Origin of the sequence: Roseococcus sp., assembly GCF_965227005.1 — a bacterium.
In the GTDB taxonomy this organism is placed as follows: domain Bacteria; phylum Pseudomonadota; class Alphaproteobacteria; order Acetobacterales; family Acetobacteraceae; genus Roseococcus.
On record NZ_CBDDFJ010000025.1, the window covers coordinates 16,962 to 33,091 of the forward strand.

Below are 16,130 nucleotides of genomic sequence, written 5' to 3' on the forward strand. Positions count from 1 at the left end.
CCCCCCGACATCCGCATATCTCCCCCCATGCGCGCGCTCCGGACGCTCCGAGATCCTGGCCGAATTCCCGGCCCGGCCTTCCCCTGAAGGCCGGGATCAGGCCCGCACGTCCCTTTATTCCGCGCCGCATTCTCTGAGAACCGGCCGCGCACGAGAACCCCGATGAACGACGCACCCGTGGACGAAACCAAGACCGCCCCGCGCGACTACCGCAAGACGGTCTTCCTGCCCGCGACCGCCTTCCCCATGAAGGCCGACCTGCCCAGGCGCGAGCCGGCGCTGCTCAGGAAGTGGGCCGATGCCGAAAACTGGAAGACGCTGCGCGCGCGTTCCGCCGGCAAGTCGAAATTCGTGCTGCATGACGGCCCTCCCTATGCGAACGGCCCGCTGCACATCGGCCACGCGCTCAACAAGATCCTGAAGGACGTCGTCAACCGCTCGGCCCAGATGGCCGGCAAGGACGCCAATTACATCCCCGGCTGGGACTGCCACGGCCTTCCCATCGAGTGGAAGGTCGAGGAGGAGTACCGCAACCCCAAGGGCAAGTACCAGGGCGGCCGCAAGAAGGACGACGTGCCGGTGCTGGAGTTCCGCGCCGAGTGCCGCGCCTATGCCGCGCATTGGCTGGGCGTGCAGCGCGAGGAGTTCGAGCGCCTGGGCGTGGCCGGCGACTGGCCCGACCGCTACGCCACCATGGATTTCCCCTCCGAGGCGGTGATCGCCGGCGAGATCGGCAAGTTCCTGATGAACGGCTCGCTCTATCGCGGCCTGCGCCCGGTGATGTGGAGCCCGGTCGAGAAGACCGCGCTCGCCGAGGCCGAGATCGAGTACCACGACCATGTGAGCCCGACGCTCTGGGCGCGCTTCCCGCTGGTCTCGGGCGAATTCGCCGGCGCCTCCATCGTCATCTGGACGACGACGCCCTGGACCATCCCGGGCAACCGTGCCGTCGCCTATGGGCCGGAGATCGACTACGCGATCGTGCATGTGGCCGATGTCCGCGAGGGCAGCCATCTCAGGCCCGGCGAGACCGTCATCGTCGCCCTGCCGCTGCTGCCGAAATTCTCCGAGGATGCGGGCCTCGTTGCCCATGTCGTGAAGCAGATCGTGAAGGGAACGGCGCTGGAAGGCGCCATCGCCGCGCATCCCCTTCGCGGGCACGGCTACGACTTCGACGTGCCGGTCCTGCCCGGCGATTTCGTCACGACCGAGGCCGGCACGGGCTTCGTCCATATCGCGCCCGGCCATGGCGAGGACGACTTCAACCTCGGCCGCACCCATGGCCTGCCCGTCCCCGAGACCGTGAACGACGACGGCACCTTCACCCACCACGCGCCGGGCTTCGAGGGGCTGCACGTCTTCAAGGCGCATGACGCCGTCTATGCGGCCGTCGAGGCGGCCGGGAACATGGTCGCCAAGTCGAAGATGACGCACAGCTACCCGCATAGCTGGCGCTCCAAGAAGCCGATCATCTTCCGCGCGACGCCGCAGTGGTTCATCGCCATGGACGACGGCAACGAGATCCGCCGCAAGGCGCTGGACGCCATCGCCGCCACGCATTTCGTGCCCGATGCCGGCCGCAACCGCATCGGCAGCATGGTCGCCGGCCGGCCGGACTGGTGCATCTCGCGTCAGCGCGCCTGGGGCGTGCCCATCGCCGTCTTCGTGGACAAGAAGAGCGGCGAGGTGCTGCGCGAGCAGTCCGTGATGGACGGCATCGTCGAGGCCTTCCGCACCGAGGGCGCCGACGCCTGGTACCAGCCGGGGGCTGCCGCGCGCTTCCTCGGCAACCACCGCAATCCCGACGACTACGAGCAGGTGATGGACATCGTGGACGTGTGGTTCGAGAGCGGCTCGACCCACGCCTTCGTCCTTCCCCCGCGCGACCTGCCTTTCCCTGCCGACCTCTATCTCGAAGGCTCGGACCAGCATCGCGGCTGGTTCCAGTCCTCCTTGCTGGAGGCCATCGGCTCGCGCGGCGTGGCCCCCTTCAAGGCCATCCTCACCCACGGCTTCGTCCTCGACGAGGGCGGGCGGAAGATGTCCAAGTCGCTCGGCAACGTCACCGCCCCGCAGGAGGTCATCACCAAATACGGCGCCGATATCCTGCGCCTCTGGGTGATGAATTCCGACACGGCCGAGGACCTGCGCATCGGCAAGGGCATCCTGGAACAGCAGGCCGAGCTCTATCGCCGCATGCGCAACACCCTGCGCTGGCTGCTCGGCAACATCGCCGGCTTCGACGAGGCCGAGCGCGTGCCGGTCTCGGAGATGCCCGAGCTGGAACGCTGGGTTCTCCACCGCCTGACGGAGCTCGATTCGCGCATCCGCAAGGCCGTCGCCGATTACGACTGGAGCGGCGTGCTGCCCGAGATCCACGCCTTCTGCTCGACCGATCTCAGCGCTTTCTACTTCGACATCCGCAAGGACAGCCTCTATTGCGACGCGGCCGCCTCGCCGCGCCGCCGGGCCGCCCGGACGGTGATCGACCAGCTGCACCGCTGCCTCTGCGCCTGGCTCGCCCCCGTGCTCTGCTTCACGGCCGAGGAGGCTTGGCTGTCGCGCTTCGGCGAAGGCGCGGAGAGCATCCACTTCCAGGAATTCCCGACCCTGCCGGCCGAGTGGCGCGACGAGGCGCTGGCGGCCAAGTGGAACGACATCCGCCGCACCCGCCGCCTCGTGACCGCGAGCCTCGAGGACCAGCGCCGCGACGGCACCATCGGCTCCTCGCTCCAGGCCTCGGTCGCGCTGACCGTGCCCGAGGGCGATGCCGCGGCCACTCTCTCGGCCGAGGAATGGGCCGAGATCCTCATTGTCTCCCAGGCGGCCATCGCGGCCGGTCCCGAGGTCGCCCTCGAGGTCGTTCCCGCGGCCGGCGCCAAGTGCGAGCGCTGCTGGCGCGTGCTGCCGGAAGTGGGCGGGTCCGCCGCGCATCCGACGCTCTGCCTGCGCTGCGAGGACGTCGTGGAGAGCCTGCCCGCATGAGCCGGCCCCTGCGCACCGGCGTCCTCTTCGGCCTGCTGCTGCTGGTCGCCGACCAGCTCAGCAAATGGTGGATCCTGGAGGTCGTGCGCCTGGAGGAGGTGCGCAACATCCCGGTCCTGATGCTGGGCCCCGTGGGGCTGGACCTCACCATGGTGTGGAATCGCGGCGTCACCTTCGGCCTCTTCTCGGGCCAGGGGAGCTGGAACCATCTCATCCTCGCCGTGCTGGCCCTGGTCGTGGCCGGCTTTCTCCTCCGCTGGCTCGCCCGCGCCGAGACCCGGCTCGTCACCTATGCCCTGGGCGCGGTGATCGGCGGGGCGGTCGCCAATGTGATCGACCGCTTCCGCTTCGGCGCCGTGGTCGACTTCGTGGACGTTCACGCCGCGGGATGGCATTGGTATGTCTTCAACCTCGCCGACGCGGCCATCGTCTGCGGCGTCCTCGCCCTTGTGGCAGACGCCTTGATCCGGCCCGAAACCCAGCGCAAAGAGGCGCCATGATGAAGCCCCTGGTTCCAATGCTCGCCCTCGGCGCCCTGCTCGCGGGCTGCGGCTCCGACACGGCGCGCAATTTCGGCCTCACGCGCGATGCGCCGGACGAGTTCCGGGTGACCACCCGCGCCCCGCTCTCCATGCCGCCGAGCCTGGGCAACTTGCCCTCGCCGCGTCCCGGCGCGGCCCGTCCGCAGGAGATGACGACCCAGCAGCAGGCCGAGCTGGCCCTGGTGCCGGGCGGCGTGTCCGCCACGGCGAATGCCGGCGCGCGCAGCGCCGGCGAGCGCGCTTTACTGGCCCAGGGCGGCCGCGAGGTGCCCGACAGCATCCGCAACCAGGTCGATGCGGAAAGCATGCGTCTCGACCGCACCGATCGCAACGTCGTCGACCGCGTGCTGTTCTGGCGCGAGCAGCCCGCGCCCGGCACGCCGGTGGATCCGGCTCGCGAGGCGCAGCGCCTGCGGGAGAACGCGGCGCTGGGCCGTCCGGTCTCCGAAGGCCAGACGCCGGTCATCCAGCCCGTGCGTCAGGGTTGGTTCACGGGCTGGTCGCTCTGGTAGGGAGAGGCTGAGGGGCTCCGCCCCTCTCGCCCCCTGACATCTCCCGGCCCGATACCCCGGGCCGCCGCCATGCGCCCGGCTTGCCGGAATCCCGGCCCGGGATATCCTCTCCCTGGAAATTCCAGGAAGAACACGCGCATGGCGCCCAAGATCCTCATGATGGACAGCCCGCTGTCCGACATCCCCACCGCGCGCGAGATCGCGCCGGCCGGGATGGAGCTGACCATCGCCCCGCTCGGCAGCGACGCCTTCAAGGCGGCCATGGCGGATGCGGACTTCCTGGTGGGCTTCGGCAACAAGGCGATCGATGCCGGCTTCTATGCCGCCGCGCCGAAGCTGAAGCTCCTCCAGCTGCTTTCCGCTGGCTACGACACGGTGGACATCGAGGCGGCGCGCGGCGCGGGCGTGGCGGTCTGCAACAATGGCGGCGCGAATTCCACGGCCGTCTCCGAGCACGCGATCATGCTGATGATGGCGGTGTGCCGCCGCCTGGTCTGGCAGCATGAGAGCGTCGTCAGCGGGCGCTGGCGCGGCAACAACCCCGGCTCCACCAAGCTCTTCGAGCTGCGCGACAAGGTGCTGGGCCTGGTGGGCTTCGGCGCCATCGGCAAGAAGGTGGCGCGGCTGGCGAACGCCTTCGGCATGCGGGTGCAGTATTACGACATCCGCCGCGTCTCCGAGGCCGAGGAGGATGCGCTGCATGTCCGCTTCCGCCTGCTGAACGAAATCCTCCGCAGCTCCGACCTCGTCTCGCTGCACGTGCCGCTGACGCCCGGCTCCAGGCACCTGATCGGCGCGGCGGAGCTCGCGCTCATGAAGCCCAGCGCCTATCTGGTGAACACCTCGCGCGGGCCGGTCATCGACGAGAAGGCGCTGGTCGCGGCGCTGGAGGGCGGGGTGATCGCCGGCGCCGGCCTGGACGTCTTCGACCAGGAGCCGCCGCCGACGGACAATCCGCTCTTCAAGCTGCAGAACGTGATCCTGACGCCGCATTATGCCGGCCCGACCTGGGACAACCAGCAGGCGCGCTTCCGCAACGCCTTCGACAATTGCCAGCGCGTGGCGCGGGGCGAGGCGCCGCTCTGGGTCATCCCCGAACTGCAGTGACGGCCACCCGCGCGGCCCTGCTGGCGGCCGTGGCGATGGTCGCGGCGGCCGGCCCCGCCGCCGCCGCGTCGCGGAGCTTCTGCGGCGGCGCCCTCGTCGCCGAGGCCTTCTACCGCATCACCGTGAGCGCGGAATCCCCGGCCCGCGCGGAATATCGCGGCCAGTTCCGCGCCCCGGACGCGGGCGGCCGGATCCTGACGGCGACCCTGCGCCCCCTCCCGCACGTCCATGGTTGGCGGGTGCTCCGCCCGGCCGCCCCCTTCGAGCTGCGCGGCGACGCGCGGCGGGACGTCGTGCTCCTGTCGCTGCGCCCAGGCGGGGCGGGAGCGCCCAACGCCCAGACGGTCGGTGGCCTGATCGAGTTCGACTGCGCCTATCGTCCGGTGGACTGAGGCCGGTGCGGGGCCGGGCATGACAGCCTGGCCGGCGCGATGATGACGGCTTCATCAGAATCGCGCGCGATGCTGGCGCGGCGCGGCGTCCCGTCGCATGTTGCGGGCATGGACCCCGTCACCCGCCGTTGTGCCCTGAAAGGTGCCGCCGCAACCTTGGCTGCCCCTGCCATTCCCACTCTTGCCCGAGCGCAGACGCTGCCGAGCGCCGCCCCCGTCGGACGGACCGACCGGCCGCTCTTCGGCGCGGTCTCCTGGACGCTCGGAAACGGGCTGAAGGTGGTGCTCGCCGAGAACCGGCGCGCCCCCGTCGCCGCGCATTACCTCTTCGCCTCGGCCGGCGCCGGCGAGGATCCGGCGGGCAAGTCGGGGGTCGCGCATTTCCTCGAGCACATGATGTTCAAGGGCAGCCCCAACATCCCCTCGGGCGCCTTCAGCCAGGTGGTGGCGCGCGAGGGCGGGCAGGACAACGCTTTCACCAGCCGCGACGTCACGGCCTATTACCAGATCGTCGAGGCCTCGCGCCTGCCGCTCATGATGCGGATGGAATCCGACCGCCTGCGCGAGCCGCTGATCCCCGCCGACGAGCTGGAATCCGAGCGCGGCGTGATCCTGGAGGAGCGCCGCAGCCGCACCGACGCCGTTCCGCGCGGCCGCTTCCGCGAGGCCTTCGACGCCGCCATGTGGGGCCCGCAGCACTGGCGTGGCCGCCCGCTGATCGGCTGGGAGGACGAGATCCGCGCCATCACCCGGCAGGACATCCTGGACTTCCACCGCCTGCACTACACGCCATCCAACTGCGTGCTGGTCGTGGCCGGCGACGTGCGCGAGGCCGATCTGCGCCGCTGGGCCGACGAGTTCTACGCGCCCATCCCCGCCCGCGACGCCCCGCCCCGCGCCCGCGCGCCCCTGGCCGCCGCCGCGCCCGAGGCCCGGCTGGAGCGCCACGACCCCGCCGTGCGCGAATCGACCTTCTACAAGAGCTTCGCCGCGCCTTCGGCCACCTTCGCCGAGACCGAGATGGCCGATCCGCTGGAGGTTCTGGCGCATGCGCTGGGCGGCGGCACGGGATCGCGGCTGCACAAGGCGCTGGTCGAGACCGGCCTCGCGGTGAGCGCGGGCGCTGGCTATGACGGCGACACGGTGGGCGTCGGCAGCTTCGCCGTCCATGCGACGCCGCGCCCGGGCGTGGGCACCGCGCAGATCGAGACCGCGATCACGAACGTGCTGACCGACCTCCTGCAGGACGGCCTTCCCGAGGCCGAGATTCGCCGCGCCGTGCGGCAGGAGACCGCGGGCTCGCTGCTGGCGCTGGACGGTCTGGGCGCCGCGCCGCGCATGCTGGGCGGCGCGCTGGCCATCGGCCTGCCGATCGAATTCGTGGAGCATTGGCCCCAGCGCATGGCCGCGGTCACGCGCGACCAGGTGAATGCCGCCGCCCGCACCGTTCTGGCCGAGCCCAAGATCGCCACCGCCGGCTGGCTCCTGCCGGGATGAGGAACCGCCTGGCCCATTCCCTTTCCTCGTCTGTGTGGACCGTTCGATGAGCAACACCCTTTTCGGCGTGGAGCTCCCGCCCCGCCGCGGCTTCTCTGTGCCCATCCAGATCGTCGAGCAGGGCAATATCTCCGCCTGGCTCGTCGAGGATCATTCCGTCCCCGTCGTCTCGCTGGCCTGGGCCTGGCCGCAGGGCGCGGCCGCCGATCCGCGCGGCAAGGAGGGCCTGGCCAATATCTCGGCCGCCCTGCTGACCGAGGGCGCGGGCGACCTGAACAACGTGGACTTCGCCGACGCGCTGATGGATTCGGGCATCGGCCTGTCCTTCTCCGGCGGTCGCGACAGCTTCGAGGGCAGCTTCCGCGCGCTCACCGACGCGCTGCCCGAGGCGGTGCGCCTCGCGCGCCTCGCCATGACGCGCCCGCGCCTGGATGCCGATGCGCTGGGCCGGGTGCGTGCGCGCGCGCTTCTGGCCTCGCGCCAGTCGCTGGAGACGCCGGCCGGCCTCGCGCGGCGCGCCTTCTGGGAGGCCGGCTTTCCGGACTTCTCGGCCGGGCGGCTCTCCACGCCCGAGACCATCGCCGCCATCCAGCCGGAGGATATCCGCGCCTGCCTCGACGCCCAGCTCACGCGGGGCAAGCTGCTGGTGGCGGCCTCGGGGGCGATCGACGCCGCCGGGCTGAAATCCCTGCTGTCCGAGCTCTTCGGCGCCCTGCCGGAGCATTCCCTGCCCGAACACGTCCCCGCTGCCCGACCTCGCGCCCTTCGGCGTCGCGCGGCGGCCCAAGGCCGCGCCGCAATCCACGCTCGTCTTCGGCCAGAACGGGCTGCTGCCGACCGATCCCGCCTGGGAGAGCTTCCAGGTCGCGCTGCGCATCCTGGCCGGCGGCGGCTTCACCAGCCGGCTGATGAAGTCCGTCCGCGAGGAGCGGGGCCTGACCTATGGCATTGGCGCGGGGCTCGACCTGCTCTTCGGCCGGGCATTGGTCATCGGCAATGTGCAGACGGCCAATGCCAGCGTGGGCGAGGTCTGGAACCTGATCCGCAGCGCCTGGACGGAGATGGCCGCCAACGGCCCGACCGAGGCGGAGGTCGCCGATGCCCTGGCCTTCCTCGGCGGCTCGCTGCCGCTGCAATTCACCGACAGCCGCCGCACGGCGGGCCTGCTGCTGAATCTGCGCCAGACGGGCCGCGCCCCGGACTGGCTCGCCGGCCGGCCAGCCCGTCTCGCGGCGATCGACCGCGCGCGCGTGGCCGAGGCCGCCGCGCGGGTGCTCAAGCCCGAGGCGCTGGTGCTGGCCGTCGCCGGCGAGCCCGTGGGTTTGTAGCCTGGTTTTCACGCCTTAAGATTTTCGGAATCAACGGGGATTCCCGGACTTCGTGCGGCCGCAATGCGCTGTTAACCTGCCCAACATGATTGGGATGGGCGGGGTATGAGCGATACGAGTCTGGAGACCGCCTGGGCGCGGGTAGAGCGTCTGGCGGCCACGGCTGGCGGCAGTGCGATTCGTCCCCTCTTCGACGCCGATCCGGAGCGCTTCCGCAAGTTCTCCCAGAGCGGCGGCGGCCTCTTCCTCGACCGGTCCAAGACCTCCATCTCGCCCGAGGTGCAGGAGGCCCTTCTTGCTCTGGCCGTCGCGGCCGATGTCGAGGGCAAGCGCGCCGTCATGGCCTCGGGCGGCATCGCAAATCCGACGGAGGGCCGCGCCGCGCTGCACATGGCGCTGCGCAGCCAGCTGCCGGAGGCGCCCGCCGAATGCGCCGACGCCCAGGCGACGCTCAAGCGCATGCGCGAATTCACCGAGGCCGTGCATCGCGGCGAGATCCGCGGCGCGACCAACCAGCGCTTCGACACGGTGCTGAACATCGGCATCGGCGGCTCGGACCTCGGGCCGGTGATGGTGGGACGCGCGCTGTGGCGCGCCGGCGATCCGATGCGGCCGATCCATCTGGGCAATGTCGACGGCCATGGCTGGGAGACGGTGCTGCCCTCGCTTGATGCGCGGCGGACGCTGGTGCTGGTCGCCTCCAAGACCTTCACCACCCAGGAGACCATGGCCAATGCGCGGCTGGTCAAGCAATGGATGGAGGCGAGCGTCGGCCCGGCCGGGGCCTCGGCGCATTTCGCCGCGCTCTCGACCAATATGAAGGACACCGCGGAATTCGGCATCGCGCCCGACCGCGTCTTCCCCTTCCAGGACTGGGTGGGCGGGCGCTTCTCGCTCTGGTCCTCCATCGGGCTGTCGCTGGCGCTGTCGCTGGGCTTCGACCGCTTCCAGGCGCTGCTCGACGGCGCGGCGGCCATGGACAGCCATTTCCTCGCCGCGCCGATGGCGGAGAACCTCCCCATCCTGCTCGCCTTGACCGAGGTCTGGCATGTGAACGGGCTGGGGCTGCGCCGCCGCGCGGTGCTGCCCTATGACGAGCGGCTGCGGCGGCTGCCGGCGCATCTGCAGCAGCTGGAAATGGAGAGCCTGGGCAAGCGCGTGCTCGTCTCGGGCGCGCCGGTCACGCGCGCCACGGGGCCGGTGGTCTTCGGCGAGCCGGGGACCTCGGCGCAGCACAGCTTCATGCAGCTGGTGCATCAGGGGGCCAAGCCGGTCCCGGTGGACTTCATCCTGGTCGCCAAGCCCGACCACACCCATGCCGAGAACCACCGCATCCTGCTCGCCAATGGCCTGGCCCAGGCCGAGGCGCTGCTGGCCGGGCGCAATGCCGGGCAGGTGGCCGACGACATGCGCAAGGCCGGCGCGGACGAGGCGACCATCGCGCGCCTCGTGCCGCACAAGATCTTCCCCGGCGACCGCCCCTCGGTGACCATCCTCCTGCCGCATCTGGATCCCTTCACCTTGGGGGCGCTGATCGCGCTCTACGAGCACAAGGTGTTCACCCTCGGCGCGATCTGGGAGATCAATCCCTTCGACCAATGGGGCGTGGAACTGGGCAAGGTCCTGGCCAATCCCCTCGTGCGCGAGCTGGAGGCCGGCACGCCCGGCACGGGCCACGATCCCTCGACTACCGGCCTGCTGGCCGAGGTTCTGCGCCTGCTGAAATGAGCCTCTCCGAGCGCGCGAAGATGCTGGCGGGCCAGCTCTATAACGGCGCCGATCCGGAGCTCCTGGCCGAGGTCGCGGCCACGGCCGCCTGGCTCGCGCGCTACAACGCGGCCGGGGTGGAGAGCCCCGCCGCGCGCCTCGCCTTGCTGCGCGAGCGCTTCGCGGCGGTGGGCGAGGGCGCGACGATCCGCCCGCCCTTTCATTGCGACTACGGCTGGAACATCCGCCTCGGCGCGGGGGTCTTCCTCAACTTCAACTGCGTGATCCTGGACGTGGTGCCGGTCGAGATCGGCGACCGCACGCTGATCGGCCCCGGCGTGCAGATCCTCGCCGCCGACCACCCGCGCGACGCCGCCACCCGCGCCGCCGGGCTCGAATCCGGCCGGCCGATCCGCATCGGCGCGGATGTCTGGATCGGCGGCGGCGCACTCATCCTGCCGGGCGTGACGATCGGCGACGGGGCGATCATCGGCGCCGGCGCGGTGGTGACGCGCGACGTGCCGGCCGGCGCCACGGCCGTGGGCAATCCGGCCCGCCTCCGGGGCTGACCAAGCCCGCCGCGTTTTCTGCTAGTCTGCCGGCGTGACGATCCGACTCCTCCCCACCACCACCGCCAACCGCATCGCCGCCGGCGAGGTGGTCGAGCGCCCGGCCGCCGTCGTGAAGGAGCTGGTCGAGAACGCGCTCGACGCCGGCGCGAAGCACATCCGCGTGGCGCTGGAGGAGGGTGGCATCGGCCGCGTCCTCGTGGAGGATGACGGCCACGGCATTCCCGAGGACGAGCTGGCTCTGGCCGTCGAGCGGCACGCCACCTCCAAGCTGCCCGAGGAGGCGATGCTCTTCGCCATCGGCACGCTGGGCTTCCGGGGCGAGGCGCTGCCCTCCATCGGCGCGGTGGCGCGGCTGTCCATGACCTCGCGCATTGCCGGCGGGCAGGCCCATCGCGTGACGGTCGAGGGCGGGCGGAAATCGCCCGTGCAGCCGGCCTCGGGCGCGCCGGGCACGCGCGTCGAGGTGCTGGACCTCTTCTTCGCCACCCCCGCCCGGCGGAAATTCCTGCGCACCCCGCGCGCCGAGGGCGATGCCGCCATCGATTCGCTGCGCCGCCTGGCCCTGGCCTGGCCGAAGGTCGGCTTCGAGGCGACGCTGGACGGCCGCAGCGTGCTGAACCTCGCTCCCGCCCCGCGCGACAGTCGCATCCGCGACCTGCTGGGCGCGGATTTCGCGGCCGCCGCCCTGCCGGTCTCGGGCGTATGGGATGGCTTGTCCATCGCCGGGCTTGTCGGCGGGCCGGCCTTCACCCGGGCCAATGCCCTGGAACAGCACCTCGTGGTGAACCGCCGCCCGGTGCGCGACCCGCTGCTGCGCACGGCGCTGCGCGTCGCCTATCGCGAGGTGATGACGGTGGGCCGCCATCCGGCCGCCGCGCTCTTCCTGGAGCTGCCGCCCCAGGATGTGGATGTGAACGTGCATCCGATGAAGACCGAGCTGCGCTTCCGCGAGGCCGAACGGGTGCGCGGCGCGGTGATCTCGGCGCTGCGCCGCGCGCTGGGGCAGGGCGTGGGCGCCGCGCCCACCGGCAGCATGGGCTATGCCGGCCCGGCGCGGCTTTCCTTCCCCTCGCCGCAGGCCTATCGGCCGTCCTATCCCGCGTCGCAGCCGCGTGGCTTTGCCGAAGCGCCGCTGCCCATGGCCTTCCCGTCGCCCAAGCCCCTGGAGGCCTCCGACGCCACCCCCGTGCCGGCCGAGCATCCGCTGGGCCGCGCTTTGGCCCAGGTGCTGGAGACCTATATCCTCGCCGAGGCGCCGGACGGGTCGCTCATCCTGGTGGACCAGCACGCCGCCCATGAGCGCCTGACGCATGAGCGCCTCGCCGAGGAGATGCATGCCGGCGGCATCCGCGCCCAGCCCTTGCTGCTGCCCGCCGTGGTGGAGCTGCCCCAGGCCCATCGCCTCGCCGAGGCCGCGCCGGAGCTGGCCAAGCTCGGCCTGGAGCTGGAGGGCTTCGGCCCCGGCGCGGTGCTGGTGCGGGCCATGCCGGCCGTGCTCGGCGCCCCCGATCCCGCGCCGCTGCTGCGCGACCTGGCCGAGGAGTTGGAGGAGAGCGGCGAGGGCGTGGCGCTCGCGCTCAAGCTCGATGCGGCCATCGCGCGGCTCGCCTGCCATGGCAGCATCCGCGCCGGGCGGCGGCTCAACCCGGCCGAGATGGACGCGCTGCTGCGCGCCATGGAGCGCACGCCGCGCGCCGCCACCTGCAGCCACGGCCGGCCGACCTTCCTGAAATTCGGTCAGGCCGAGTTCGCGCGGCTTTTCGGGCGGAGCTGAAGGCCCTCCCAGACCACCTCGCAGGCCACGGCCGCGCGCAAAGTGAGGGTGGTACCGTCGAATTCGGCCAGGGGCGCGCCGCCGCGCAGCACCGCCAGCACGGGATCGGCCGGGCCGGGCAGGGGCCAAGGCGGCAGCGTCACCTGCGCCACGCCGCCGGCCTGCAGGCGGATCAGCGGGCGCGCAGGACCGCCGGCCAGGGCGACCACCGCACCCTCGCCGAGGATTCGCGCGGCGCGCCAATGCGCCTCGGGGATCAGCACGTCCTCGGCCTCCCAGATACGGCAGGCGGGCAGAAGCGGGCCTTCGCCGCGCCCGCCGGAGAGGCGCAGCGGCACGCCCTCGGCCCGGAGCGTCGCGCCGGCTTCGGCCGCGCCGAGCAGCACCCAGCCGGCCGGTGGCGCGACCACGCGCATCGTTCCCAGGATCAGCGTGGAGGAGGGCGCGGCGGCGGGCAGATGCACCGCCAGTAGCCCCGCCTGGGGCAGGCCCATCGCGCGCGGCCGCTCGTCCAGCCAGAGCGTGGTCGTTCCCGGCCGGCGCTGGAAGAGCAGCCTCATCGCGCGCACTCGGCGGCCAGCAGCCAGGCGGTGCGGCGGATCATGGCGGCCTCGTCCCAGGCGGCCACGGCCTCGCGCGCCCGGTCCAGGCGCGCCGCGGTGCCCTCGCGGTCGGTCAGCGTCGCGCGGAAGGCCCGGGCGATGTCCGCCGCGTCGCGAAGCACGAGGCGCGCCTTGCCCTCCGCCTCCGGCCAGGCCTCCAGCGCGGCGCGGCTGGCGAGGAAGGGGCGCCCCGCCCAGGCCGCCTCCTGCAAGGCGAGCGGCACGCCGCCCTCATGCTCGGAGGCAAGCAGCACCGCATCGGCGCAGGCCAGTAGCGCGGGCATGTCCTCCACCCAGCCGAGCAGGTCGAGGCCGGGCGTGCCGGAAAGGGCCTCGGCCAGCGGCCCGTCGCCGGCCAGGACGAGGCGCGCCGGGGCGATGGCGGCGGCGATGGCCGGGGCCAGGTGCGCACCCTTGCGCTCCTCGATCCGGCCGGGCTGCACGAGCAGGGGCACGCCCTCCGGCAGGCCGAAGCGCGCCCGGTCGGCGACGGCGGGCGCGCGGGGCGGGAGGCCGTTGGGGAGGTCGGCCACGCGGCCGGCGTGCAGGCCGAACAGCCGCTCCAGCCGGCGGGCCGAGGGGGCGGAAACCGCCGCCCAGCCCGGATTCAGCCCGGCCAGCCAAGCCCGCTCGCTGTTGCTCAGGCGCCAGTCGGTGCGGACCAGATGCGCGACGGCGAGGCTCGGGACGGCCGCCTCCCGCAGCGCGGCCAGCGCGCCGAAGGCCTCGGAGGGAAGCGGGCAGCACACCAGGGCGGCGTCGGGCCGCCAGGCGGCGAGGAAGGGGGCGAGCGCCGCGCTTTGGCGGCGGTGCGCGGCGGCGAAGCCGAGCTCGGGCAGGGGGCGCAAAGGGAGGGCGATCCCCCGGCAGGGGCCGAGCCGCGCGCCGGCGGCCTCCAGCACCCGGGCCTCGGCCGCGACGGCGACCTCGGCGCCCATCGCGGCGAGGCCGCGCGCGACCTGGAGCGTCTGCAGCTCCGCGCCGCCCAGGAAGGGCGAGGGGATGACCGCGAGCACACGCTCCGGCGCCCCCGGGCCGATCATCCGCGCAGGACGAGCAGCCGCGCCTTGCCGTGGCTGCGGTCGGCCAGCGTCTCGAACCGCGTCTCGGGGATGGGGTCCTTGGCGCCGAGCTCGGTGCAGATCAGCGCGCCGGGGGCGAACCAGCCGGCGGCGTCCAGCGCCTCCAGCCCCGGACCCAGCAGCCCGCCGGCATAGGGCGGGTCGAGGAAGGCGAGGGTCGCGGCGTGGACCGGACGCGGCGGCTTCGTCGCGTCGCCGGCGATCACCTGGGCCTCGGCGCCGCAATTGGCGATATTGGCGCGCAGCGCGATCAGCGCCGCGCGGTCCTTCTCGATGAAGACGCCCTTGGTGCCCCCGCGCGACAGCGCCTCGAGGCCCAGCGCGCCCGTGCCGGCGAAGGCGTCGAGCACAATCGCACCGTCGACCAGCTCGCGCCCCGCCCAGGGAGAGTGCCAGAGCATGTCGAAGAGGGCCTGGCGCGCACGGTCGGAGGTGGGGCGCGTGGTCTCGCCGAGCGGCGCGACGAGGCGCTTGCCCTTCCACTGGCCCGAAATGATTCTCATGAATGCTTCCTCGTGGGGGCGCTGAGACCCAGCTGCTCGCGCAGCACCTTGGGGTTGACCTCGTCCACCAGGCCGCGCTCGAGCTGGCCCAGCTGGAAGGGCCCGTAGGCGACGCGCAGCAGGCGCGAGACCTCCAGGCCGAGATGCGCCATCACGCGGCGGACCTCGCGGTTCTTGCCCTCCTGGAGCGACATGGTCAGCCAGGCGTTGTCGCCCTTGCGGCTGTCGATACCGGCCTCGATGCCGCCGTAGCGCACGCCCTGGATGGTGATGCCGTTCTTCAGCTCCTCCAGCGCCTTGGTGTCCACATAGCCGTAGACGCGCACGCGGTAGCGCCGCACCCAGGCATTGCTCGGCAGCTCCAGCCGGCGCGCCAGGGCGCCGTCATTGGTGAGCAGCAGCAGCCCCTCGCTGTTGAGGTCGAGCCGGCCCACGGAGATGAGGCGCGGCAGGCCCTCGGGCAGCTTCTCGAAGACGGTGGGCCGCCCCTCGGGGTCGCGATGGGTGGTGACGAGGCCCGCGGGCTTGTGGAAGCGGAAGAGCCGCGTGCGCTCGGGCTCGTTCACCGGCTGGTTGTCGACGAAGACCACGTCGTCCGGCTGGACGAAGGTGGCCGGCTGGGTGACGAGCTTGCCGGAGAGCTTCACCCGGCCCTCGGCGATGATCTTCTCCGCGTCGCGGCGGCTGGCGACGCCCGCGCGGGCGAGCCACTTGGCGATGCGCTCGCCGCGTTCGCCCTGGTCGGCATCGGCCTCAACGGCGGGGGCGGCCTTGCGGCCCTTGGGCGGGGGGGTCATGCGCAGGCCTCCACGAAGGCGCGGAGGATGAGGGGATCGGCCGGATCCACCCCATATTCCGGATGCCATTGCACGCCGAGGGCGAAGCGGTGCCCCGGCGCCTCGATACCTTCGATCAGCCCGTCGGGGGCCGTGGCGTTCACCACCAGCCCGGGGCCGACCGTCTTCACGGCCTGGTGATGGGCCGAATTCACCGCCATCCGCGCGCGGCCGGCGATGCGCGCCAGCAGCGTGCCCGGCGCGATCGCGATCTCGTGGCCCGGCTCGGTGCGCGGATTGGGCTGCTCATGGGCGATGTCGCTCGGCAGCTCGTCGGGGATGTGCTGGATCAGCGTGGCGCCCAGCGCCACCGCCAGCAGCTGCTGCCCGCCGCAGATGCCCAGCACCGGCGCGTCGCGCTCCAGGGCGCGGCGCGTGACGGCGAGCTCGAAATCCGTGCGGCCGGGCTTGAGCGTGACCTTGGGATGCACGGCCTCGTTGCCCCACAGCGCCGGGTCCACGTCGAAGGCGCCGCCGGTGACCAGCAAGCCATCGATGGCGTCGAGGTATTCGGCCGCGAGCTCGGGGGCATGGGGCAGGGCCACCGGCAGGCCACCGGCCGCGATGATCGCGGAGAAGTAGTTCTGCCGGAGGGCATACCAGGGCAGCTTCGACCAACCGCCCGCAGGCTCGGCGTCGAGGGTCAATCCGATGACGGGACGTTTCATGGGGGGTGTGAAGCAGCGTGGCG

At 72.3% G+C, this 16,130-nt stretch carries 15 protein-coding genes; 10 read left to right on the forward strand and 5 right to left on the reverse strand.

The genetic code is table 11. The annotated features are described in order from the left end of the window. The first annotated feature begins 162 nt into the window (after positions 1-162). From ileS to mutL, 10 genes are all read left to right on the forward strand, one after another. Positions 163-2,985 (forward strand): isoleucine--tRNA ligase, encoded by a 2,823-nt coding sequence (gene ileS, locus ACO057_RS13965; protein ID WP_421992716.1) that lies wholly within the window; start codon positions 163-165, stop codon positions 2,983-2,985. After that, on the forward strand, positions 2,982-3,485 hold the full coding sequence (lspA, locus tag ACO057_RS13970; RefSeq protein ID WP_421992718.1) for a signal peptidase II: 504 nt from the start codon (positions 2,982-2,984) through the stop codon (positions 3,483-3,485). Before ileS ends, lspA begins: the two co-directional genes overlap by 4 nt. Beyond that, positions 3,482-4,039 carry a DUF3035 domain-containing protein gene (locus tag ACO057_RS13975; protein WP_421992720.1) on the forward strand — a complete coding sequence of 186 codons (558 nt, stop codon included), beginning with the start codon at positions 3,482-3,484 and terminating at the stop codon, positions 4,037-4,039. The genes lspA and ACO057_RS13975 overlap by 4 nt, the downstream gene beginning before the upstream one ends. A 138-nt stretch (positions 4,040-4,177) precedes the next feature. Further along, complete coding sequence (locus ACO057_RS13980; RefSeq protein WP_421992722.1) at positions 4,178-5,146, forward strand: 2-hydroxyacid dehydrogenase; 969 nt, start codon at positions 4,178-4,180, stop codon at positions 5,144-5,146. Continuing rightward, positions 5,143-5,538, forward strand: a complete 396-nt coding sequence (locus tag ACO057_RS13985) for a hypothetical protein (protein WP_421992724.1) — start codon at positions 5,143-5,145, stop codon at positions 5,536-5,538. The genes ACO057_RS13980 and ACO057_RS13985 overlap by 4 nt, the downstream gene beginning before the upstream one ends. Before the next feature lie 156 nt (positions 5,539-5,694). Then, complete coding sequence (locus ACO057_RS13990; RefSeq protein ID WP_421992726.1) at positions 5,695-7,035, forward strand: M16 family metallopeptidase; 1,341 nt, start codon at positions 5,695-5,697, stop codon at positions 7,033-7,035. Between the two features lie 746 nt (positions 7,036-7,781). Beyond that, positions 7,782-8,363, forward strand: coding sequence for a M16 family metallopeptidase (locus tag ACO057_RS13995; protein ID WP_421992869.1), 582 nt, complete (start codon positions 7,782-7,784; stop codon positions 8,361-8,363). A 105-nt stretch (positions 8,364-8,468) separates the two neighbouring features. Beyond that, the gene (gene pgi, locus ACO057_RS14000; RefSeq protein WP_421992728.1) at positions 8,469-10,091 is read left to right on the forward strand and encodes a glucose-6-phosphate isomerase; all 1,623 of its coding nucleotides are present in this window, start codon (positions 8,469-8,471) and stop codon (positions 10,089-10,091) included. Then, positions 10,088-10,639 (forward strand): sugar O-acetyltransferase, encoded by a 552-nt coding sequence (locus ACO057_RS14005; RefSeq protein WP_421992730.1) that lies wholly within the window; start codon positions 10,088-10,090, stop codon positions 10,637-10,639. Before pgi ends, ACO057_RS14005 begins: the two co-directional genes overlap by 4 nt. Positions 10,640-10,673: 34 nt before the next feature. Then, positions 10,674-12,416, forward strand: a complete 1,743-nt coding sequence (gene mutL / locus ACO057_RS14010) for a DNA mismatch repair endonuclease MutL (RefSeq protein ID WP_421992732.1) — start codon at positions 10,674-10,676, stop codon at positions 12,414-12,416. Here mutL and ACO057_RS14015 read toward each other — a convergent pair. The 5 genes from ACO057_RS14015 to ACO057_RS14035 are packed head-to-tail and all read right to left on the reverse strand — an operon-like array spanning position 12,380 to position 16,107. After that, complete coding sequence (locus tag ACO057_RS14015; protein WP_421992735.1) at positions 12,380-12,976, reverse strand: hypothetical protein; 597 nt, start codon at positions 12,974-12,976, stop codon at positions 12,380-12,382. The two genes, mutL and ACO057_RS14015, sit on opposite strands and share 37 nt — an antisense overlap. After that, a complete protein-coding gene (locus ACO057_RS14020; protein WP_421992737.1) occupies positions 12,973-14,061 on the reverse strand; it encodes a glycosyltransferase family 4 protein in 1,089 nt (362 codons plus the stop codon). The genes ACO057_RS14015 and ACO057_RS14020 overlap by 4 nt, the downstream gene beginning before the upstream one ends. Then, positions 14,058-14,603 carry an RsmD family RNA methyltransferase gene (locus ACO057_RS14025; protein WP_421992739.1) on the reverse strand — a complete coding sequence of 182 codons (546 nt, stop codon included), beginning with the start codon at positions 14,601-14,603 and terminating at the stop codon, positions 14,058-14,060. Before ACO057_RS14025 ends, ACO057_RS14020 begins: the two co-directional genes overlap by 4 nt. Beyond that, positions 14,600-15,400, reverse strand: coding sequence for a pseudouridine synthase (locus ACO057_RS14030; RefSeq protein WP_421992741.1), 801 nt, complete (start codon positions 15,398-15,400; stop codon positions 14,600-14,602). Before ACO057_RS14030 ends, ACO057_RS14025 begins: the two co-directional genes overlap by 4 nt. Continuing rightward, entirely contained in the window at positions 15,397-16,107 is a 711-nt protein-coding gene (locus tag ACO057_RS14035) for a gamma-glutamyl-gamma-aminobutyrate hydrolase family protein (protein ID WP_421992743.1), read from the reverse strand. The genes ACO057_RS14030 and ACO057_RS14035 overlap by 4 nt, the downstream gene beginning before the upstream one ends. Positions 16,108-16,130 lie beyond the last annotated feature (23 nt).